Genomic DNA, 20,061 nt, shown 5'->3' with positions numbered 1-20,061 from the left:
ATGGGTTCGACCACGCATATTGGCCGCTTCTGGTTGCTGGCCGCTGCCTGCATCACGCTGGCGGTGCTGGCCCCGGTGCTGACGCTGGCTGCCCATGCGCTGCAAGGCTCGACCGGCCACTGGCAGCACCTGCTGGACTATGTGCTGCCTAATGCCATGCGCAACACCCTGCTGTTGCTGTTGGGGGTGGGAACTGTAACTGCTCTGCTTGGCGTGGGCAGTGCCTGGCTGATGACCGCCTACAGCTTTCCGACCCGAGGCGTACTGAACTGGGCGCTGCTGTTGCCCCTGGCGGTGCCGACTTACATTGTCGCCTTTGCCTACCAGGACATCCTGCACCCGCTGGGGCCGGTACAGGGCGTGATACGGGATGTGCTGGGCTATACCAGTCCGCGTCAGTTCCGCCTGCCGGATGTGCGCTCGCTTGGCGGGGCGATCATGCTGCTGGGGCTGGTGCTCTATCCCTATGTTTACCTGAGTACAAGGGCCATGTTTGCCACCCAGTCGGCCAGCCTGCTGGAGGCCGGCCGTATTCTCGGTGCCACCCGGCGCACGGTGTTTTTCCGTGTGGCCTTGCCGATGGCGCGGCCGGCGATTGCCGTGGGCCTGAGCCTGGCATTGCTGGAGACGCTCAATGACATTGGCGCTTCAGAGTTTCTCGGGGTGCAGACCCTGACCGTTTCCATCTATACCACCTGGGTGACCCGCTCCGATCTGGCTGGTGCGGCGCAGATCGCGCTGTCGATGCTGGTGCTGGTGGTGGCACTGATCATGCTGGAGCGTTATGGCCGCCGCCGTCAGGGCTATAGCCAGAACCAGCGTTCGCGCAGCATGCAGCCGCAGCAGCTGACCGGAGCGGCGGCGCTGGTTGCCATGGTGCTTGGCTGGCTACCGGTGCTGCTCGGCTTTGTTGCGCCGGCGCTGTATCTGCTGGCGGAAAGCTATAAATACCTGCACCTGACCGGCGCGGTGTCGCAACAGCTGCTGGCCAGTGCCTGGAGTACGCTGTACATAGCACTGGTAACCACGGCAGCAACGCTGGTGCTGGCGCTGGTGGTGGCCTGGGCCAGTCGCAGCGCCCGTAGCAGTGAGCGCCAGCGCTGGCAGAAACTGTTCAAGCTGGCTTCGCTGGGCTATGCCATTCCCGGCACGGTGCTGGCGCTGGGCCTGCTGTTGCCCTTTGTCTGGTTCGATACCCTGCTGGAGCAGGTCGTGGCGTTGTTTGTCGAACGCGCGCCGCAGCTGCTGTTGATGGGCTCGACCACGGCGCTGGTGACTGCCTACTGCATCCGCTTTCTGGCGATTGGTGTCGGCAGCCTGGAAGCCGGGCTGGCACGTATTCCGCTATCGGTGGAGCAGGCGGCGCGGCTGCTTGGCGAAACCCCCGGCGGTACGCTGCGGCGCGTACACCTGCCGCTATTGCGGCCGGCGCTGGGTGCGGCGGCGCTGCTGATTTTTGTCGATACCATGAAAGAGCTGCCGGCGACCCTGCTGCTGCGGCCGATGAATTTTGAAACCCTGGCCACCTGGCTGTATGCCGAGGCGGCACGGGGCACCTATGAAGAAGGGGCCATTGCCGCCCTGGCCATTGTCGTCGCCGGCCTGTTGCCGGTGATCCTGCTGGCGCGGGCGCAATTCGCCCGCCAGTCGTAAAGGTTATCCGGATGAAGCAACCCTTTCTTGAACTGCGCGATATTTCGGTGGTGTATCCCTGTCCCGGCGAGTCGCTGTGTGTCGTCAACCGGCTGGACCTGCAACTGGAGCAGGGCGAAATCGGCTGTTTGCTGGGTGCGTCCGGTTGTGGCAAGACCACCATCCTGCGTGCCATTGCCGGTTTCGAGCCGCTACAAAGTGGCACGATCCGGCTGGCTGGGCGGGAGCTGTCCGGCGACTCGCAGCAGATCGCGCCGGAACAGCGCGGGGTCGGCATGATGTTCCAGGACTATGCGCTGTTTCCGCACCTGACCGTGGAGAAAAATATCGGCTTTGGTTTGCGCCGCTGGAACAAACAGGAGCGCGCTGCGCGTGTGGACGAGATGCTGGAGCTGGTTGGGTTGCCGGCCGAGCGCAAGCGTTATCCGCACGAGCTGTCCGGTGGGCAGCAGCAGCGGGTGGCGCTGGCCCGGGCGCTGGCCCCCAGCCCTTCATTGCTGCTGCTGGACGAGCCGTTTTCCAACCTGGATGTGGATACCCGCGAACGGCTGGCATTCGAGGTGCGGGATATCCTGAAGCAGGCCGGGCTGACCGCCATTCTGGTCACCCACAATCAGGCCGAGGCCTTTGCCATTGCCGACCGTATCGGTGTCATGCAGCAGGGGCAGATCGTGCAGTGGGGTACGCCGTTGCAGCTGCACGAGCAGCCGGCCAATGACTTTGTTGCTGATTTTGTCCGGCGCGAGGCGTTGCTGAGCCAGCGAGCCCAGGCACTGGTGCGCAGCGCTTCGGCGTAGCCGGCACTCCGGCCAGGCATGCGCAGCTCCTGTTGGCGGAGCGAGTGTTTTCCTGATAACCGGAGGCTGTCCGGTACCAGGAAAGGGCAGGGGGTTATTCGCTGGTGGAGTTCTGCTTGCGGGTACGCATCCAGCTCACGCCGATGGCAACGATCAGGACCAGTCCGACCACACCCAGCATGGGGTAGACGGTGCCTACCAGCTTGGTGAAACCGACCTGGCTCAGACCCAGGCCGACGACGGCAAATACGGCGCTCAGCAGCTTGAAATTACGCGTTTCCGGGGCGGCGAAGCGGGCGCTAAAGGCAAAGAACATGCCGACCGCGGTGCTGTAGATCATGCAGATCAGTGCCAGTGACATCATGATCGCCAGCCACGGGTGGATGGCCTGTGCCAGCACCAGGGTGGGGATCTCGATGTTCAGCAGCTTGTCCATGTTGGCGAACAGGCCGACGTTGAGGATGATGATCAGCAGACCCAGCCCCAGACCACCGACAGTGCCGCCCAGCGCCGCCGACTTGTGTGACTTGGTCAGGCCGCCGATCACTGCCAGCATCGGGAAGCCAACGGCAATGTTGAAGGAGGCATACAGCAGTCCGCTGAGCGCCCAGTTGGGCACGTCGGCACCAAGGAAGGTGATCACCTGTACCTGTTCGGCCGCCTGGTTCAGTTCGCCCTGGCTGCCGGTGCTGGTGTAGATGGAGTAGATGGTGATGGCCAGAATCATCACCAGCAGGAACGGCATGACCGCGCTGATCAGGTTGATGATGCCGCGCACGTTAAGGCACAGGGTGCCGATCACCAGCAGTGTCATCAGCACCGAACCGGCCAGTGGTGCCAGACCGAACTGTTGTGCCAGCGTCGAGCCGGCACCGGCCAGCATGGCCACGCCAACGCCATACAGAAAGAACGATAACACCACGTCCACGATCAGGCCGGCCTGGCGGCCGAACAGGCTGTACAACACCTGCTTGTGCGAGTCAGCCTGCATGATCGAGCTGATGCGGGCAATGTGCATGCCAAGAAAGGCAAACAGCAGGGCCGAGACGACCGATCCGGCAATTCCGGCCAGCCCGTAGCCGGTAAAAAACTGCAGGACTTCGTTGCCGGAGGCAAAACCGCCACCGATGACCACCGACATGTAAGCCAGTGCGATTTGCCAGGAGTGTTTATTCATTGTTCTGTTTCTCGTCTTGTTGTTGTCATGAATATTGCATGAAAAGGGGCCGGGGAGCGGTGGTGCATTTATCAAATGCACAGCCCCTGCTCCCTTATTCTTGTGGCCCGGAGTTATAGCGGGAAATGGCCAGACCACGTGTGCTGATCCGGGGTTGCTTTTTTGCCAGCAGGTCAGCCAGCAGGCGGCCGGAGCCGCAGGCCATGGTCCAGCCCAGGGTGCCGTGGCCTGTGTTCAGGAACAGGTTGCGGTAACGGGTCGGGCCAACGATCGGGGTACCGTCCGGGGTGGCCGGCCGCAGGCCGGTCCAGAGGTCGATGGTGGTGGTATCGGCGGCATCCGGAAACAGGTCCTGCACGATCATGCGCAGGGTGTCGCCCTTGGCCGGATTGATTTTCAGGTCGTAACCGCGAATTTCGGCCATGCCGCCGACACGGATGCGCTGGTCGAAACGGGTCACGGCCACCTTGTAGGTCTCGTCGAGCATGGTGGATACCGGTGCCATGTCCGGGTTGATAATCGGGACGGTGATCGAATAGCCCTTGAGCGGGTAGATCGGTGCCCTGATACCGAGCGGAGCAAGCATCTGCCGGCTGTAGCTGCCCAGCGCCAGTACGTAGTGGTCGGCGGTTTCCAGCGTGCCGTTGATCCAGACGCCGCTGATGCGGTCACCGTCGTATTCCAGGCGCTCGATGGTCTGGTTGAAGCGGAATTCGACACCCAGCTCACGGGCCATGCGGGCGATTTCCCTGGTGAACAGCAGGCAGTCGCCGGTCTGGTCGTTGGGCAGGCGCAGGCCGCCGGTCAGCTTGTGTGCGACCCTGGCCAGCGCCGGTTCGGCTTCGGCCAGCCCGTTACGGTCGAGCAGCTGATAGGGCACGCCCATTTCTTCCAGTACGGCCATGTCCTTGGCCGCGCCATCCAGCTGGGCCTGGGTGCGAAACAGCTGGGTGGTGCCACGCTGACGGCCCTCATACTGGATACCGGTTTCCGCACGCAACTCGTCCATGCAGTCGCGACTGTATTCGGACAGCCGCACCATGCGCTCCTTGTTGACCTTGTAGCGGGCAGCGGTGCAATTGCGCAACATTTGCGCCATGAACAGGTACTGATTGATGTCGGCGGTTGGCCGCACACTCAGCGGGGCATGTTTTTGCAGCATCCACTTGATGGCCTTGAGCGGTACGCCGGGAGCGGCCCAGGGTGAAGCATAGCCGGGCGAGATCTGCCCGGCATTGGCAAAGCTGGTTTCCTGGGCGACATCGCCCTGGCGGTCAACCACCGTGACCTTGAAGCCCTGACGGGCCAGATAATAGGCGCTGGTGGTGCCGATCACCCCGTTGCCCAGAACCAGAACGTGCATTTTGCTATCTCCTTGCCCGTATCGGGCATGCATCTTCGGGCGGATTATATGAGAATCGCAATAGAAAAAATCACTGAAATGAAGCCTGGTTTTGGGTCTAATTGCTGTTCAATTCGCCTTAAGTATGGTTGAAGTCACTATGAATGACGATAAATGCCAGTTGTGATCAAAGGGTGTAACGGCGCTGTCGCTGCCTGGACGGGCCGGTTTTTGGCCGGTTGTGCCAGAGCCGGCACCGGAGCGGAAAGCAGGCCGTAGCAAGACGGCTGCCCACTTTGCCGGTTGCAGATGGTATGGTGCATGCATGGTCGCCGACAGGGCGGGTGATGGTGCATGGTGTAAACAGGCTGTGTCCGGGAAAAGATACCGGCAGCCACGGCAGCAGCTGACAAGCGCCTGTCAGGCAAGGAGTAGAGGCATGAATTTTCTGGCTCATCTGTTGCTGGGGCCGAGCGAGCCGCAGCTGGCATTGGGCAGCCTGCTGGGTGACTTCGTCAAGGGGCCGCTCGCTTCCACCGAGCTGCCCGGGCAGGTTCGGCAGGGTATCTGGCTGCATCGCCAGATTGACGGCTTTACCGACCGGCATGCGCTGGTGGAGCGCAGCAGGGAGCGGGTCAGTCCGTTACGGCGGCGCTATGCCGGCATCATGGTGGACATGTTCTACGACCATCTGCTGGCAAAGAACTGGTCGCGTTTCAGCGAACAGCCGCTGGATATGTTCACCGCGCGGATGTACCGGGCGCTAAGGGCACAGCAGGCACTGATGCCGGAGCGTGCCCGGCCCGTATTGATGCGCATGGCACAAGAAGACTGGCTCGGCAGTTACAGCGAGCTGGCCAGCATGCACCTGGCGCTCAACAACATGGCCCGTCGTTTGCGGCCGGGTAACGCGCTGGCCGGGTCGGCGTGCGAGCTGGAAAGGGATTATGAGGGGTTCGAGGCGGACTTTCTGGCCTTTATGCCGCAAGTCATCGAGTTTGCGCAGGACAGCAGCCTGTCGATGCCGTCGTGAGAGCACTGGATGGTGTATGACGGCAGATGTACTCAGGGTGTGCCAGGGTTGGGGACGGGGATTTCCAGGCTTTCCTTCACTTCTTCCATGACGATATAGCTTTTCGATTCGCGCACGTGGGGCAGGGTGAGCAAAATGTCGCCCAGCAGCTTGCGATAGGAGGACATCTCGTCTATGCGGGCCTTGATCAGGTAGTCGAAGTCACCGGAGACCAGGTGGCACTCGAGTATTTGTGGTTGCTGCAGGGCCGCCCGGCGGAATTCCTCAAAAATGTCGGCCGATTTGTATGACAGGTTGAGCTCGACAAACACCAGCAAGCCCGCCTCGATCCGTGCCGGGTTGAGACGGGCGTGATAGCCGAGGATGGTGCCTTCCTCTTCCAGCCGGCGCACCCGTTCGGTGCAGGGCGTGGTGGACAGGCCGACACGCTCGCCCAGCTCGGTCAGTGACAGCCGGCCCTGCGCCTGGAGTTCGCGCAGGATTTGCCGGTCGATTCGGTCCAGCTCACGCAGTTGCTTGAGTCTTCTCTTCATGACGGGCTTGCTCCGGCTGGAGTTTCCAGCACTCAGACGTTGAAGCGGAAATGCATCACGTCGCCGTCCTTGACGATATATTCCTTGCCTTCCAGACGCCATTTACCGGCTTCCTTGGCACCGGCTTCACCCTTGTACTGGATGAAGTCGTCGTAGGCAACCACTTCGGCGCGGATGAAGCCTTTTTCAAAGTCGGTGTGGATCACGGCCGCCGCCTGTGGTGCGGTGGCACCGATGCGTACGGTCCAAGCGCGCACTTCCTTGACGCCGGCGGTGAAGTAGGTCTGCAGGTTGAGCAGCTCGTAGCCGGCACGGATCACGCGGTTCAGGCCGGGCTCTTCCAGGCCCAGCTCTTCCAGGAACATGTCCTTTTCCTCGCCGTCCTCAAGCTCGGACAGTTCGGCCTCGATCTTGTTGCAGACGGGTACCACCACCGCGCCTTCGGCAGCGGCGATCTCGCGCACCACGTCGAGGTAGGGGTTATTCTCGAAGCCGTCCTCGGCCACGTTGGCGATGTACATCACCGGCTTGGTGGTCAGGAAGTGAAAGCCCTTGACGGTTTTCTGCTCGTCGGCGCTCCAGTCCCTGATCAGCGAGCGCGCCGGCTTGCCGGCTTCAAAGTGGGCCAGCAGCTTTTCCAGCAGCTCCTTTTGCGCGATGGCATCCTTGTCGCCGCCCTTGGCGGTACGGGCAATGCGCTGCAGCTGCTTCTCGCCGCTTTCCAGGTCGGCAAAGATCAGTTCCAGGTCGATGATCTCGATGTCGCGTTTGGGGTCGACGCTGTTGGCCACGTGGATGATGTTTTCGTCATCGAAACAGCGCACGACGTGCGCGATGGCATCGGTTTCGCGGATGTTGGCCAGAAACTGGTTGCCCAGGCCTTCGCCCTTGGAAGCACCTTCCACCAGGCCGGCAATGTCGACGAACTCCATGGTGGTCGGCAAGACCCGTTCGGGCTTGACGATTTCGGCCAGCGCATTGAGGCGCGGGTCGGGCATCGGCACCACGCCGCTGTTGGGCTCGATGGTGCAGAAAGGGAAGTTCTCGGCGGCAATGCCGGACTTGGTCAGGGCGTTGAACAGGGTGGATTTGCCCACGTTGGGCAGGCCCACGATACCGCAATTAAAACCCATGGTTGGTACCTTGCAGGTTAGGCCCTGAAGCTGTGCAGCTGCTGCATTGCGCGGGAGAATTGACCCTCCAGGATGTCAGGCAACACGCCAAGGGCAAAATCAATGGTGGAATCGATCAATTGTTGCTCGCTGCGCGGGGCGCGGCCCAGTACATAGCCGGTGACCTGGCTGCTGTGGCCCGGGTGGCCGATGCCGATGCGCAAACGATGGAAGTTGTTCTGGTTGCCCAGGTTGGCAATGATGTCACGCAGTCCGTTGTGACCGCCATGGCCGCCGCCCTGTTTGAGTTTGCAGGTGCCGGGGGGGATGTCCAGCTCGTCGTGGGCGACGAGGATTTCGGCTGGCTGAATGCGGAAAAAACCGGCCAGCGCACCCACCGCCTGACCGCTACGGTTCATGTAGGTGGTCGGGATCAGCAGGCGAACATCCTGGCCCTGGTGGCTGAATTTGCCGGTCAGGCCAGAATACTTCTTGTCGGGGCTGAGTGGGCAACGCATGCGTTCTGCCAGCTGCTCGACAAAAAGAGCCCCTGCGTTATGGCGGGTGTTTGCATATTCCGGGCCCGGATTACCCAGACCGACAATAAGTTTGACCGCGCTCACGACAGGGGCTCCTTGTTGCTGCAGGAAGATTACTCTTCGGCAGATGCCTCGGCGTTGCCTTCGGCTTCTTCACCTTCATCTGCGGCAGCCTGGACGCGGGAAGCATTGACGCTGACCACGGCCTGGTCGTTGTCGGCCAGCAGCACGACAAACTCGACGCCGGCAGGCGCCTTGATGTCGGACAGGTGAATGGTCTGGCCGACTTCCAGGTTGGCCACGTCAACTTCGATGGCTTCCGGCAGGTCTTTTGGCAGACAGGTGATCTCGACTTCAGGCGCAGGACGGAAGATCTCGCCGCCGTCACGCTTGACGCCAACGCAGTCTTCTTCGTTCAGCAGAACCACTGGCACCAGCGCGGTCAGCTTCTGGCCGGCGACGATGCGGATGAAGTCGGCGTGCAGTACGAAGCCCTTGGCCGGATGGCGCTGCAGGTCCTTCATCATCACGTCTTCTTTCTTGCCGTCCAGGTTGATGGTCAGGATGCTGCTGTAGCAGGCATCGTTGAGCAGCAGCTTGGCAACTTCGCGGTTCTCGAGGGAGATCGAGGTGGCTTCCTTGTTGGCACCGTAAATCACGGCAGGAATCAGGTTGGCGTTACGACGCAGGCGGCGGCTCGCACCTTTCCCCAGGTCGGTACGCGGTTGTGCGTTGAGGGTAAATTCGCTCATGGGTTTCTCCAGTAAAAAACACAGCCCGGAACTTGCGACCAGCTCCGGGCATGTGGTGGTGGCCGTAAGGCCGTTTGAATCAGTGCCGGTTAACGGAACATGGCACTGATGGATTCTTCATTGCTGATGCGGCGTACCGCTTCGGCGACAATCGGACCGATATCCAGCTGGCGGATCTTGTCACAGGCCTGGGCTGCAGCGGACAGCGGAATGGTATTGGTGATGACCATTTCGTCCAGTACCGAGTTTTCCAGGTTCTCGATGGCACGCCCGGAAAGAATCGGGTGCGTGCAATACGCCATGACTTTCAGCGCGCCGCGTTCTTTCAGCGCCTTGGCGGCATTGCACAGGGTGCCGGCGGTATCGACCATGTCGTCCACCAGTACACAGGTGCGGCCGTCGACGTCGCCGATGATGTGCATGACTTCCGACTCGTTGGCCTTGGGCCGGCGCTTGTCGATGATGGCCAGGTCGACACCAAGGCTCTTGGCCACGGCACGGGCACGGACCACGCCGCCAATGTCGGGGGAAACCACCAACAGGTTTTCCAGCCGCTGGGCCTGGATGTCGTCGACCAGTACCGGCGAGCCGTAGATGTTGTCTACGGGAATATCGAAAAAGCCCTGGATCTGGTCGGCGTGCAGGTCAACGGTCAGCACCCGGTCGACACCCACGGTGGACAGAATGTCTGCCACTACCTTGGCACTGATGGCAACCCGGGCCGAACGAGGACGACGGTCCTGGCGGGCATAACCGAAGTAGGGGATCACGGCGGTGATGCGCGACGCTGACGAGCGGCGGAAGGCATCGACCATCAGGATCAGCTCCATCAGGTTGTCGTTGGTCGGGGCGCAGGTCGACTGAACCAGAAAAACGTCCTTGCCACGCACGTTTTCGTTGATTTCGACACTGACTTCACCGTCGGAAAACTTGCCGACAGAAAGGTCACCGAGAGGAATGTGCAGCTGACGGGCTACACGGCGGGCGAGGTCGGGGTTTGCATTCCCCGTGAAGATCATCATCTTGGACACGCGCAGTACCTGTTGCTGACTGAGGGTGGGCCTGACGAAAAAAACCCTTGTGGTCATGCGTTCGCTTCCCACAAGGGTTTCCGAATATGGCAGGGGCGGCTGGATTCGAACCAACGCATGGCAGGATCAAAACCTGCTGCCTTACCGCTTGGCGACGCCCCTGTAACGTAACTCATCGTTCTCTTGTCTGCCTTTCCAGTTCGAGCTGTAAACTTGACCGGTTACAACCCCTGGCGACAAAACATTCCAGTGTTCCTGAAATCCGGGCTGCGACTTTATCAGCTTCAGCCTGATTTGGGAAGACCCCAAATATGCAACTTCCGGTTCCTGTCAGTTTTGCCGGCACATATTCTCCGAGTAATTCAAGTGCTTGACGCACTTGCGGATAGTGCCGTTCAACTGTGGGCTGGCAGTCATTGTGACCGTCCTGCCCGAGAACGGAGCGCACTTTACAGGGCGGTGTGTCGCGTGTCAAGCATGGGTCGGAAAATATTTTTGCAGTGCTGATGGCAACGTCGGGGCGCACGACCAGAAACCAGGGTTCATCCAGCTCGACAAAGGTCAGTTTTTCGCCCACTCCTTCGGCAAAGGCGGCCTGGCCATGCACGAATACCGGCACGTCCGCGCCCAGCTGCAGGCCTAGAGCGGCCAGCTGCTCCGGCGACAGGCCGCACTGCCAGAGGTGGTTGAGAGCCACCAGGGTGGTGGCGGCATTCGAACTGCCGCCGCCCAGGCCGCCGCCCATGGGCAGGCGCTTGTCGATACGGATATCGACGCCCTGCGTGCTGGCGCAATGCTGTTGCAGCAGGCGGGCGGCGCGTACGATCAGGTTGCTGTCGTGGGCGACGCCGGGCATCGGGTCAAGCAAATGGATTTCACTGTCGCTGCGCAGGCTGAAGTGCAGACTGTCGTGATGGTCGAGAAACTGGAACAGGGTCTGCAGCTCGTGGTAGCCATCCGGGCGGCGGCCCAGAATGTGCAACATCAGGTTGAGCTTGGCCGGGGCCGGCAGGCTCAGGTGGTTGCGCGGTGCAGGCATTACGGCTGGCCTCCGAGGGTGCGGGCCTGCCATTGCTTGACCAGCAGGGTCAGCTGCAGGTGCGGTCCCTGCAGCTGGATACGTTCGGGCAGCGGAGTGCCGTCCGGCAATGTCTGATAGCGGACAAATTCCAGCTGCCAGCCATCCTGTTCCAGCTGCTGCGCCAGGCTGTCGTTGTTGAGCTGCAAGTGGTACTTGCTGTCGGGGGCGGGCAGCCCGCGCACCCACCAGAGCAGGTTGTTGACCGGCAGGCTCCAGCCCAGCTGGTTTTGCATCAGGGCTTCGGCCGAGGCGGCGTTCAGTTCAAGCTGCGGAGTGGTCAGCTGTACCTGGCCGGGGCGGCCGGTAAGGCGGGTTGCACCCTGGCCCAGCGGGCCGGTGACACGAATGTCGAAGTAATCCTGGCGCTGTAGCCAGAACAGCACACCGCTGCCGGATTGCGCCTGGCTGCGGATCGCCAGCTTGCCGTTGATGTCCCAGGCGTCGAGCCGGCTGACCTGCTGGCTGTGCTGTCGCCAGAGTGCGGGTGAGCCGCTGCCGTCAATGCTGTCGCGTGAGCTAAAGGACTGACAGGCGCCGAGCAACAGCAGGGCGGCGAACAGAAGGAAACGTTGCATCATTGCTTGAACCATTTTTTACGGGAATCCAGCCGCTGGACTGTTTCCAGCAGGATTTCGTGATCGGGTGCCTTGTCCAGCGCTTCATGCCAGACCTGGCGTGCCTTGCGCCTGTGCCCCAGTGCCCAGAGCACCTCGCCGAGGTGGGCGGCCACTTCCGGGTCGGGATAGGCGGCGTAGGCTTGCTCCAGCCAGGGCAGGGCGAGTTCCGGCTGACCGCTGCGGTAGTGCACCCAGCCCAGGCTGTCGAGGGTGGCGGCGTCGTCCGGTTGCAGCTCGTGGGCGCGCCGGATCAGCTCCAGCGCTTCGGCGTGGCGGTCGGTGCGGTCGGCCAGCGTGTAGCCCAGGGCATTCATGGCCATGGCATGCTCCGGGTCGTTGGCCAGAATGTGGCGCAGGTCGGTCTCCAGCTGCTGCAGGTCATCCCGCTTCTCGGCCAGCATGGCGCGGGTGTACAGCAGGTTGGGATCGTCCGGGAACTGGAGCAGCGCTTGCGTGGCGCGCTGCCAGGCCTGTTCCTGTTGCCGGTTGCGGCTCAGGGTTTCGATTTCCACCTGCAGCAGTGCGGGCTGTTCGTCCGGTACGCTTTTGCGGGCGTCGGCAAACAGCGCTTCGAACCGGCCGGGTTGCTCCAGCTGCAACCACAGGTTGCCCTCTTGCTGGCGGGCAGCGAGGAAATACTGTCCGGCACCAATCGACTGATAGCTGCGGATCGCTTCGCGTGGCTGCTCCAGTGCTTCCAGGCAGCGGCCCATGTTGTACAGGGCTGTGTCGGTGTAGCTGTCGCGCTGGACCAGTTCTTCCAGATACACCAGCGCCTCCTGCCAGGCTTCCAGGTCCATGTACAGGTAGGCCAGGCCGAGACGGAAGTCGTCGTTGTCCGGCTCCAGCTGCATCAACAGCAGAAACTGGTCACGGGCCTCTTCCAGCCGGTTCAGGCTGATCAGCTGGCGGGCATGGTTGAGCCGGATGGCCGTGTTGTCGGGCTGTAGTTCCAGTAACTGCTGCTGGATCGCCAGGCTTTGTTCCGGGCGGTCCAGCTGCTGGTATAGCCGAGCCTGCAGGGCCAGTGCCGGAATGCCGGGCTCGCCGGGCATTTGTTGCAACAGGCGGATGGCCTGTTCGGGGTATTCCTGCAGCAGGATGGCCTGGGCCAGCCATAGTTCGCCCCGCTGTGGGTGTTGTTTCATCAGCTGGTCGAATTTGACGATCAGGGCGGCCCGCATGTCGGGATAGGCATGGTTGGAAGTAAAGGCGATGAAGTCATAATGGCTTTCGCTGTCGGGGTCGAGCGCGATGGCCTGGCCGGCATGCTCCAGGGCACCGTTGAAGTCTCCGCTCCTGGCCAGCTCGATGGCAGCGGCACGGTGTGCCTCGGCACTGTCGGGGGCCAGGCGGGCCCAGGTTTGTGCGCTTTGCCGGGCCAGGTTGCGTTCGTCCAGGTAGTCGGCAATCTGGAAGGCCCGTTCGGCCACCAATGGGCTTTGCGCCTGTGGCAGCTGGCGGCGGTAGCGCTGCAGGGCAATGCCGGGCTGCTGGCGCTGGCCGGCCAGTTCGGCGACCAGCAGGTCGTACAGGGTTTCGCGCTCAAAATTGCGGCCGGGCACTGTGGCGGGTTCGCTGCTGGTGGTGGCCGGCGCAGCGTTGCCGCCCACCGGCTCCGGCAGGGTCTGACAGCCGGCCAGAAGCAGCAGGGATAAAGTAAAGGGCAGGGATCTGTTCATTTCGGACGGGCAACAAGCGGTAATGAGTGCGTGCATCATGACACAGCAGGCCCCGGAATAACCACTGTGCTAGACTTGCCGGCAAAAATGCGCACGACCGGCGGCATGCCGGCAGCGGCAAACGATATGCAAATCAATTTTTTCTGCTTTTTTCTGGCGGGCAGTTGTTCTACCGGTTACGAAATAGGACAATCACCTGCTTTTACAGACATCGAGTTTTAGCATCTGGCATGGCTTTTATTGCTCTGGGAATCAATCACAAGACGGCGTCGGTGGATGTGCGCGAGCGCGTGGCGTTCAGCCCTGACCAGCTGGCGGATGCCTTGCGCCAGCTCTGCCGCGAGGGCGGTGCCCGCGAGGCGGCGATCCTGTCGACCTGCAACCGCAGCGAGCTGTATCTGGAGATGGAAACGGCCCAGCAGGAACGGGTGTTGGGCTGGCTGGCCGGCTACCACGGGCTGCCGCTGGAGGACCTGCAAGGCTGTGCCTATGCCCATGAAGAGGACGAGGCGGTACGGCACATGATGCGGGTGGCCTGCGGGCTGGATTCGCTGGTGCTGGGCGAGCCGCAGATTCTTGGCCAGATCAAGGATTCCTACGATGTGGCACGTGAGGCCGGCACCATCGGCCCGTTGCTCGGGCGGCTGTTCCAGGCCACGTTCAGTACTGCCAAGACCGTGCGTACCGATACCGCCATTGGCGAGAACCCGGTATCCGTTGCCTTTGCTGCAGTCAGCCTGGCCAAACAGATTTTTGCCGACCTGGGCCAGAGCCAGGCGTTGCTGATCGGTGCCGGAGAAACCATCACGCTGGTGGCTCGCCACCTGCACGAACAGGGCGTAAGGCGCATTGTCGTCGCCAACCGCACACTGGAGCGCGCCCGGTTGCTGTCGGACGAGTTCGGTGCCGAGGCAGTGGTGTTGTCGGACATTCCCGATGCGCTGGTCAACAGCGACATCGTCATCAGCTCGACTGCCAGCCAGCTGCCGGTGCTGGGCAAGGGAGCGGTGGAGCGGGCGCTGAAACTGCGCAAGCACAAGCCGATCTTCATGGTTGATATCGCCGTGCCGCGGGACATCGAACCGCAGGTCGGCGAATTGGACGACGTCTATCTGTATACCGTCGACGACCTGCACGAAGTGGTCGCGGAAAACCTGAAAAGCCGCCAGGGCGCGGCGCAGGCCGCCGAGGAGCTGGTGGTGCAGGGCACGGCCGATTTCATGGCACGCATGCGTGAGCTGGCCGCCGTCGACGTGTTGCGGGCCTACCGCCAGCAGGGCGAAGCCAGCCGCGACGAAGAATTGCAAAAGGCCCTGCGGGCGCTGGCCAACGGCAGCGCCGCCGAAGATGTGCTGGGACAGCTGGCGCGCGGGCTGACCAACAAACTGCTGCATACGCCCAGCGTGCAGCTCAAACGCCTGTCTGCCGATGGCCGCCATGAAGCGCTGGCCGTGGCCCGGGAACTGTTCGGCTTGACCTCAGGTAATTCCAACTCATGAAGGCATCGTTAATCAGCCGCCTGGACACACTGCAAGACCGCTACGAAGAACTGACCGCGCTGCTGGGTGATGCCCAGGTAATCAGCGACCAGAAGCAGTTTCGCGACTACTCGAAGGAGTATGCCGAGGTCGAGCCGGTGGTGCAGGCCTATCAGCGCTGGGTCAGGCTCAACAGTGATCTGGCCGAAGCGCAGGCGCTGCTCAAGGACAGCGATCCCGAGGTGCGTGAAATGGCCGAAGAGGAAATCGCCGGTTGCCGCGAAGGCATCGAGCAGCTGGAAGACCTGCTGCAGATCCTGCTGCTGCCCAAAGACCCCAACGACAGCCGCAACGTGTTTCTGGAGATCCGTGCCGGTACCGGCGGCGACGAGGCGGCGATTTTCTCCGGCGACCTGTTTCGCATGTATTCGCGCTATGCTGAACGGCAGGGCTGGCGGGTGGAAATCCTCTCGGAGCACGAGGGCGAGCATGGCGGCTTCAAGGAAGTCATTGCCCGGGTCGAGGGCGACAACGTCTATGGCCGGCTGAAATTCGAGTCCGGTGCCCACCGGGTCCAGCGTGTGCCGGAAACCGAGTCCCAGGGCCGGGTGCACACTTCGGCCTGTACCGTGGCGGTACTGGCCGAGCCGGACGAGCAGGCGGCCATCGACATCAACCCGGCCGATTTGCGCGTGGACACTTACCGGGCCTCCGGTGCCGGCGGTCAGCACGTCAACAAGACCGACTCGGCCGTGCGCATCACCCACCTGCCGACCGGTATCGTGGTGGAGTGCCAGGAGGAGCGGTCGCAGCACAAGAACCGTGCCCGTGCCATGGGCTGGCTGGCTGCCCGCTTGCAGGACCAGCAAACCGCTGCCGCACAGAAGGAAATGACCGATGCCCGCCGCTCGCTGGTGGGCAGCGGTGACCGCTCCGAGCGCATCCGCACCTACAACTACCCGCAGGGCCGCGTCACCGACCATCGCATCAACCTGACTTTGTACTCGCTGGATGACATCATCCAGGGTGGCGGGCTCGGGCAGGTCATCGACCCGTTGCTGCTGGAGTACCAGGCCGACCAGCTCGCCGCACTGGACGACTGAGCCATGACCACCATCGCCAGCCTGTTGCAGCGTGCGCGGGAGCTTGATTCGCCCAGTGCCAAACTGGATGTCGAACTGCTGCTGGCCGATGTGCTGGGCCAGTCGCGCAGCTATCTGTACACCTGGCCGGGCAAGGAAGTCACGGCGCAACAGCTGACAACCTTCAACACACAATTCGCACGCCGTCTGGCCGGCGAACCGGTTGCTTATCTGCTTGGCCGGCAGGGCTTCTGGACGCTGGACTTGCAGGTTAGCCCGAACACCCTGATTCCACGGCCGGAAACCGAGCTGCTGGTGGAAACCACCCTGCAGCTGGGCAGTGCCGGTAGCAGCTTGCGGGTGCTTGATCTGGGCACCGGGACCGGTGCCATCGCCCTGGCGCTGGCCAGTGAGCGGCCGCGCTGGCAGGTCACCGGCGTCGACCGGGTACCCGAAGCCGTACAGCTGGCCCGTCACAACGCTCTGGGGTGCGGCCTGGGTGGTGTGCGCTTTCTCGACAGTGACTGGTTTGCCGCGCTGAACGGCGAGCATTTTGACCTGATCATCAGCAATCCGCCCTACATCGCGCTGGACGACCCCCATCTGGAACAGGGTGACGTACGCTTTGAGCCGATGAGTGCCCTGGTGTCCGGGCGCGACGGGCTGGATGACATCCGCCGCATTCTGGCCGATGCCGGCCAGCATTTGCACGAGTCCGGCTGGCTGTTGCTGGAGCACGGCTGGCAACAGGCGGCCGCCGTGCGTGACCTGATGCGCCATGCCGGCTTTACCGGGGTGCGCAGCGTGTGCGACCTGGCCGGGCACGAGCGCATTACCCTGGGGCAGTGGCAACACCGGCAAAAGGCACTGGCATGCTGACGGATGACGAGCTGCTGCGCTACAGCCGCCACATCCTGCTGGCCGGGATTGATATCGAAGGCCAGTTGCGCCTCAAGAACAGCAAGGTACTGATTGTCGGGCTGGGCGGGCTGGGCTCGCCGGTAGCCCTGTACCTGGCCGCGGCCGGTGTTGGCGAGCTGCATCTGGCGGATTTCGACAGGGTTGACAGCAGCAACCTGCAACGCCAGATCCTGCACGAAACTGCCAGCAACGGACAGCCCAAGACCGCCTCGGCCCGCCAGCGGCTGCACGCACTGAATCCGCTGATCAGGCTGCAGGTGCACGAGCGGCAACTCGACAGTACAAGTCTGGAACAGCTGGTTCCCGGCATGGATCTGGTACTCGATTGCACCGACAACTTTGCCATTCGTGACCAGCTAAACCGGGCCTGTGTGGCCCATGCGGTGCCTTGGGTCAGTGGTGCCGCCATCCGTCTGTCCGGACAGGTGACCCTGTTCGATCCGCGCCAAGCGGACAGCCCCTGTTACCGCTGCCTGTTCCCGGACACGGCCGAAAACGGGCCGGGCTGTAACGAGGCCGGTGTGCTCGGGCCGCTGGTCGGCGTGGTCGGCAGCATCCAGGCTGCCGAAGCCATCAAGCACCTGACCGGCCTTGGCCGTACCCTGCGCGGGCGTCTTTTGCTGGTCGATATGGGCAGCAGCCAGTTTCGTGAACTGCGCATCAGTCGCGACCCGCATTGCCCGGTATGTGGTGATTAGCCGTGCACGGGCAGATGCCGGTGGGTGTATTCGACTCGGGGCTTGGCGGGCTGTCGGTACTGGGCGAGATACGCCGGCTGTTGCCGGACGAAAGCCTGATCTACGTGGCTGATAGCGCCTACGTGCCCTACGGCGAGAAAACCGCAGAGCAGATCATCGAGCGCAGCATCCAGATCAGCGGCTTCCTGCTTGACCAGGGTGTCAAGGCGCTGGTGGTTGCCTGCAATACCGCCACTGCCGCCGCCATCCAGACCTTGCGCGAACGCTGGCCGGAGCTGATCCTGGTTGGCATGGAGCCGGCAGTCAAACCCGCCGCCGCGCGGTCTGCCAGCGGCAGGATTGGCGTGCTGGCCACCACCGGCACATTACGCAGCGCCAAATTTGCTGCCCTGCTGGAGCGTTATTCGGCGCAGGTGCAGGTCTTTACCCAGCCCTGTCCGGGGCTGGTTGAGCGTATTGAGGCGGGCGAGCTGCACAGTGCAGCCACCCGCGAACTGCTCGCCGGTTACGTGCAGCCGCTGCTGGACGCCGGCTGTGACAGCCTGATCCTGGGCTGTACCCATTATCCGTTCATCAGGCCCCTGCTGCGCGAGATGGTCGGTGAGGATGTTGCCATCATTGATACCGGTGCAGCGGTGGCGCGGCGTTTGCAGCAGCTGCTGTCAGAACAGGCCCTGCTGGCCGACGCGCCCGGCGGCGAAATCATGTACACCACCGGCAGTGTCGCTGCCATGCAGCAGGCATTGCCGGCGCTCTGGTCCGCACCGGTCGAGGTGCGGGAACTGTTTGTGTAATGAAGGGGATGTAGCCATGCCACAAATAACCGGATTGTCACGTCAGCTTGGTGCTGCACTGCAGGCGACGGGCGAGCAGGTGAGTACTGCCGAGTCCTGTACCGGCGGCGGCATTGCCGAGGCTATTACCCGTGTTGCCGGTTGTTCGGCATGGTTCGAGGCCGGTTATGTGACCTACTCCAACAGCCAGAAAACCGCCATGCTGCAGGTTCCGGAAGAACTGCTGCAGGCCCATGGAGCGGTCAGCCAGCCGGTGGTGGAAGCCATGGCCCGTGGGGCGCAGCAGCACAGCGGGGCCCGCTATGCCATCGCTGTCAGCGGCATTGCCGGCCCGGCAGGCGGTAGCCCGGACAAACCGGTCGGCACTGTCTGCTTTGCCTGGGCCGACGGCGAACGGCTGGTCAGCCAGCGGCTGGTATTTACCGGCGACCGACATGTCATCCGCCGCAAAACCATTGAGCATGCGTTGGAGAGGCTGGTTTTGCTGTTGAGTTGAGGAATGGCGGTGCCAGGCTTATATGGGCGTACTTGCACTGCCCCTGCAGAGCCTGTACCCCGATAACGCATACACGGCAGCCAGTTACCACACCAGCCAAATTCTCCTGTTGTCATTTGCAAAAAAACAGGCATAATACTGGTTAACCATACAGTGGTTTGCTCCGGCAAGCCGAACCATGATGCAAAACGAGGTGGAAACAAATGGACGAGAACAAGAAAAAGGCACTTGCCGCAGCGCTGGGCCAGATCGAGCGCCAGTTCGGCAAGGGCGCAGTGATGCGCATGGGTGACCAGGAACGTCAGGCCATTCCTGCCATTTCCACCGGCTCCCTGGGGCTGGACATCGCCCTCGGCATTGGCGGTCTGCCCAAAGGCCGCATTGTCGAGATCTACGGCCCGGAGTCTTCCGGTAAAACCACGCTGACCCTGTCCGTGATCGCCGAAGCGCAAAAGCAGGGGGCCACCTGTGCCTTCGTTGATGCCGAACACGCGCTGGACCCTGAGTACGCCGGCAAACTGGGCGTCAATGTCGATGACCTGTACGTGTCACAGCCGGATACCGGCGAGCAGGCGCTGGAAATCACCGACATGCTGGTACGCTCCAATGCCGTTGACGTCATCGTGGTGGACTCGGTGGCTGCCCTGGTACCCAAGGCCGAGATCGAAGGTGAAATGGGTGATACCCATGTCGGCCTGCAGGCCCGCCTGATGAGCCAGGCGCTGCGCAAGATCACCGGTAACATCAAGAACGCCAACTGTCTGGTCATCTTCATCAACCAGATCCGCATGAAGATCGGCGTCATGTTCGGCAGCCCGGAAACCACCACGGGCGGTAATGCCCTCAAGTTCTATTCTTCGGTACGTCTGGACATCCGCCGCATCGGCGCGGTCAAGGAAGGCGACGAAATTGTCGGCAGCGAAACCCGGGTCAAAGTGGTCAAGAACAAGGTGGCACCACCGTTCCGCCAGGCCGAATTCCAGATCCTCTATGGCCGTGGCATCTACCGCACCGGCGAGATCATCGACCTCGGTGTACAACTAGGCTTGCTGGAAAAAGCCGGTGCCTGGTACAGCCACCAGGGCACCAAGATTGGCCAGGGCAAGGCCAACTCCGCACGTTTCCTGGAAGAGAACCCCGAGTTGTGCAACAGCCTGGAACAGCAGATTCGCGCCCAGTTGCTGACCACAGGTGCAGTCGCAGCCAGGGAAGAAACTGACGCCGACGCGCTGGAAGACTGACC

General features: G+C 62.2%; 19 protein-coding genes, 1 tRNA gene and 1 pseudogene. 10 read left to right on the top strand and 11 right to left on the bottom strand.

Features of this window, described 5'->3' with window-relative positions; all coding sequences use genetic code 11:
- Both AR306_RS11700 and AR306_RS11695 read left to right on the top strand, forming a co-directional pair.
- Positions 1-1,653: an ABC transporter permease gene (locus AR306_RS11700; protein ID WP_101497727.1), complete on the top strand. Its 1,653-nt coding sequence runs from the start codon at positions 1-3 to the stop codon at positions 1,651-1,653.
- Between the two features lie 5 nt (positions 1,654-1,658).
- A pseudogene (locus tag AR306_RS11695) lies at positions 1,659-2,390 on the top strand (ABC transporter ATP-binding protein); the annotation flags it as partial.
- Between the two features lie 154 nt (positions 2,391-2,544).
- On the opposite strand, the gene AR306_RS11690 reads toward AR306_RS11695, so the two are convergent.
- A complete protein-coding gene (locus tag AR306_RS11690; protein ID WP_101497725.1) occupies positions 2,545-3,627 on the bottom strand; it encodes a YkvI family membrane protein in 1,083 nt (360 codons plus the stop codon).
- A 94-nt stretch (positions 3,628-3,721) separates the two neighbouring features.
- The gene (locus AR306_RS11685; protein WP_101497724.1) at positions 3,722-4,990 is read right to left on the bottom strand and encodes a D-amino acid dehydrogenase; all 1,269 of its coding nucleotides are present in this window, start codon (positions 4,988-4,990) and stop codon (positions 3,722-3,724) included.
- 418 nt (positions 4,991-5,408) lie between these two features.
- Between AR306_RS11685 and AR306_RS11680 the strand changes: the two genes are divergently transcribed.
- On the top strand, positions 5,409-6,002 hold the full coding sequence (locus tag AR306_RS11680; RefSeq protein WP_101497723.1) for an acyl carrier protein phosphodiesterase: 594 nt from the start codon (positions 5,409-5,411) through the stop codon (positions 6,000-6,002).
- 32 nt (positions 6,003-6,034) lie between these two features.
- Here AR306_RS11680 and AR306_RS11675 read toward each other — a convergent pair whose 3' ends face one another.
- The 9 genes from AR306_RS11675 to AR306_RS11635 form a co-directional block, all read right to left on the bottom strand.
- Entirely contained in the window at positions 6,035-6,535 is a 501-nt protein-coding gene (locus AR306_RS11675) for an AsnC family transcriptional regulator (RefSeq protein WP_101497722.1), read from the bottom strand.
- A gap of 32 nt (positions 6,536-6,567) precedes the next feature.
- Positions 6,568-7,668, bottom strand: a complete 1,101-nt coding sequence (ychF, locus tag AR306_RS11670; protein WP_101497721.1) for a redox-regulated ATPase YchF — start codon at positions 7,666-7,668, stop codon at positions 6,568-6,570.
- A 17-nt stretch (positions 7,669-7,685) separates the two neighbouring features.
- Positions 7,686-8,270, bottom strand: coding sequence for an aminoacyl-tRNA hydrolase (gene pth / locus AR306_RS11665; protein ID WP_101497720.1), 585 nt, complete (start codon positions 8,268-8,270; stop codon positions 7,686-7,688).
- A gap of 29 nt (positions 8,271-8,299) precedes the next feature.
- On the bottom strand, positions 8,300-8,938 hold the full coding sequence (locus AR306_RS11660; protein WP_101497719.1) for a 50S ribosomal protein L25/general stress protein Ctc: 639 nt from the start codon (positions 8,936-8,938) through the stop codon (positions 8,300-8,302).
- A gap of 89 nt (positions 8,939-9,027) precedes the next feature.
- Positions 9,028-9,969: a ribose-phosphate pyrophosphokinase gene (locus AR306_RS11655; RefSeq protein ID WP_101497718.1), complete on the bottom strand. Its 942-nt coding sequence runs from the start codon at positions 9,967-9,969 to the stop codon at positions 9,028-9,030.
- An 87-nt stretch (positions 9,970-10,056) separates the two neighbouring features.
- Positions 10,057-10,131, bottom strand: a tRNA-Gln gene (locus AR306_RS11650).
- 10 nt (positions 10,132-10,141) lie between these two features.
- Entirely contained in the window at positions 10,142-11,008 is an 867-nt protein-coding gene (ispE, locus tag AR306_RS11645; protein ID WP_101497717.1) for a 4-(cytidine 5'-diphospho)-2-C-methyl-D-erythritol kinase, read from the bottom strand.
- Positions 11,008-11,628: a lipoprotein insertase outer membrane protein LolB gene (gene lolB, locus AR306_RS11640; protein WP_240622543.1), complete on the bottom strand. Its 621-nt coding sequence runs from the start codon at positions 11,626-11,628 to the stop codon at positions 11,008-11,010. The genes ispE and lolB overlap by 1 nt, the downstream gene beginning before the upstream one ends.
- Positions 11,625-13,349: a tetratricopeptide repeat protein gene (locus tag AR306_RS11635; protein ID WP_166627837.1), complete on the bottom strand. Its 1,725-nt coding sequence runs from the start codon at positions 13,347-13,349 to the stop codon at positions 11,625-11,627. The genes lolB and AR306_RS11635 overlap by 4 nt, the downstream gene beginning before the upstream one ends.
- Before the next feature lie 230 nt (positions 13,350-13,579).
- Here AR306_RS11635 and hemA point away from each other — a divergent pair, with 230 nt between their 5' ends.
- The 7 genes from hemA (at position 13,580) to recA (ending at position 20,059) form a co-directional block, all read left to right on the top strand.
- Positions 13,580-14,848: a glutamyl-tRNA reductase gene (hemA, locus tag AR306_RS11630; protein WP_101497714.1), complete on the top strand. Its 1,269-nt coding sequence runs from the start codon at positions 13,580-13,582 to the stop codon at positions 14,846-14,848.
- Positions 14,845-15,930 carry a peptide chain release factor 1 gene (prfA, locus tag AR306_RS11625; protein ID WP_101497713.1) on the top strand — a complete coding sequence of 362 codons (1,086 nt, stop codon included), beginning with the start codon at positions 14,845-14,847 and terminating at the stop codon, positions 15,928-15,930. The genes hemA and prfA overlap by 4 nt, the downstream gene beginning before the upstream one ends.
- A gap of 3 nt (positions 15,931-15,933) precedes the next feature.
- Positions 15,934-16,788 (top strand): peptide chain release factor N(5)-glutamine methyltransferase, encoded by an 855-nt coding sequence (gene prmC, locus AR306_RS11620; protein ID WP_101497712.1) that lies wholly within the window; start codon positions 15,934-15,936, stop codon positions 16,786-16,788.
- On the top strand, positions 16,782-17,528 hold the full coding sequence (locus tag AR306_RS11615) for a HesA/MoeB/ThiF family protein (protein ID WP_101497711.1): 747 nt from the start codon (positions 16,782-16,784) through the stop codon (positions 17,526-17,528). Before prmC ends, AR306_RS11615 begins: the two co-directional genes overlap by 7 nt.
- Before the next feature lie 14 nt (positions 17,529-17,542).
- Positions 17,543-18,322, top strand: a complete 780-nt coding sequence (gene murI, locus AR306_RS11610) for a glutamate racemase (protein ID WP_101497710.1) — start codon at positions 17,543-17,545, stop codon at positions 18,320-18,322.
- Positions 18,323-18,338: 16 nt separating this feature from the next.
- Positions 18,339-18,818, top strand: a complete 480-nt coding sequence (locus AR306_RS11605) for a CinA family protein (RefSeq protein ID WP_101497709.1) — start codon at positions 18,339-18,341, stop codon at positions 18,816-18,818.
- 203 nt (positions 18,819-19,021) lie between these two features.
- Positions 19,022-20,059 carry a recombinase RecA gene (gene recA / locus AR306_RS11600; RefSeq protein WP_101497708.1) on the top strand — a complete coding sequence of 346 codons (1,038 nt, stop codon included), beginning with the start codon at positions 19,022-19,024 and terminating at the stop codon, positions 20,057-20,059.
- The last annotated feature ends 2 nt before the right edge of the window (positions 20,060-20,061 follow it).

The organism is Thiopseudomonas denitrificans, assembly GCF_002866065.1.
Classification (GTDB): Bacteria; Pseudomonadota; Gammaproteobacteria; order Pseudomonadales; family Pseudomonadaceae; genus Thiopseudomonas; species Thiopseudomonas denitrificans.
The sequence above is the reverse complement of the archived record's forward strand: the minus strand, read 5'-3'. Positions and strand labels throughout refer to the sequence as shown.

Excerpts from the sequence above, each read along its gene's own strand:
- AR306_RS11685 (WP_101497724.1), bottom strand. The coding sequence starts at position 4,990 with ATGCACGTTCTGGTTCTGGGCAACGGGGTGATCGGCACCACCAGCGCC.
- AR306_RS11605 (WP_101497709.1), top strand. The coding sequence starts at position 18,339 with ATGCCACAAATAACCGGATTGTCACGTCAGCTTGGTGCTGCACTGCAG.
- ispE (WP_101497717.1), bottom strand. The coding sequence starts at position 11,008 with ATGCCTGCACCGCGCAACCACCTGAGCCTGCCGGCCCCGGCCAAGCTC.
- hemA (WP_101497714.1), top strand. The coding sequence starts at position 13,580 with ATGGCTTTTATTGCTCTGGGAATCAATCACAAGACGGCGTCGGTGGAT.
- AR306_RS11635 (WP_166627837.1), bottom strand. The coding sequence starts at position 13,349 with ATGAACAGATCCCTGCCCTTTACTTTATCCCTGCTGCTTCTGGCCGGC.
- AR306_RS11615 (WP_101497711.1), top strand. The coding sequence starts at position 16,782 with ATGCTGACGGATGACGAGCTGCTGCGCTACAGCCGCCACATCCTGCTG.
- AR306_RS11680 (WP_101497723.1), top strand. The coding sequence starts at position 5,409 with ATGAATTTTCTGGCTCATCTGTTGCTGGGGCCGAGCGAGCCGCAGCTG.
- AR306_RS11700 (WP_101497727.1), top strand. The coding sequence starts at position 1 with ATGGGTTCGACCACGCATATTGGCCGCTTCTGGTTGCTGGCCGCTGCC.
- AR306_RS11660 (WP_101497719.1), bottom strand. The coding sequence starts at position 8,938 with ATGAGCGAATTTACCCTCAACGCACAACCGCGTACCGACCTGGGGAAA.
- lolB (WP_240622543.1), bottom strand. The coding sequence starts at position 11,628 with ATGATGCAACGTTTCCTTCTGTTCGCCGCCCTGCTGTTGCTCGGCGCC.
- recA (WP_101497708.1), top strand. The coding sequence starts at position 19,022 with ATGGACGAGAACAAGAAAAAGGCACTTGCCGCAGCGCTGGGCCAGATC.
- AR306_RS11675 (WP_101497722.1), bottom strand. The coding sequence starts at position 6,535 with ATGAAGAGAAGACTCAAGCAACTGCGTGAGCTGGACCGAATCGACCGG.
- AR306_RS11690 (WP_101497725.1), bottom strand. The coding sequence starts at position 3,627 with ATGAATAAACACTCCTGGCAAATCGCACTGGCTTACATGTCGGTGGTC.
- murI (WP_101497710.1), top strand. The coding sequence starts at position 17,543 with ATGCCGGTGGGTGTATTCGACTCGGGGCTTGGCGGGCTGTCGGTACTG.
- prmC (WP_101497712.1), top strand. The coding sequence starts at position 15,934 with ATGACCACCATCGCCAGCCTGTTGCAGCGTGCGCGGGAGCTTGATTCG.
- ychF (WP_101497721.1), bottom strand. The coding sequence starts at position 7,668 with ATGGGTTTTAATTGCGGTATCGTGGGCCTGCCCAACGTGGGCAAATCC.
- prfA (WP_101497713.1), top strand. The coding sequence starts at position 14,845 with ATGAAGGCATCGTTAATCAGCCGCCTGGACACACTGCAAGACCGCTAC.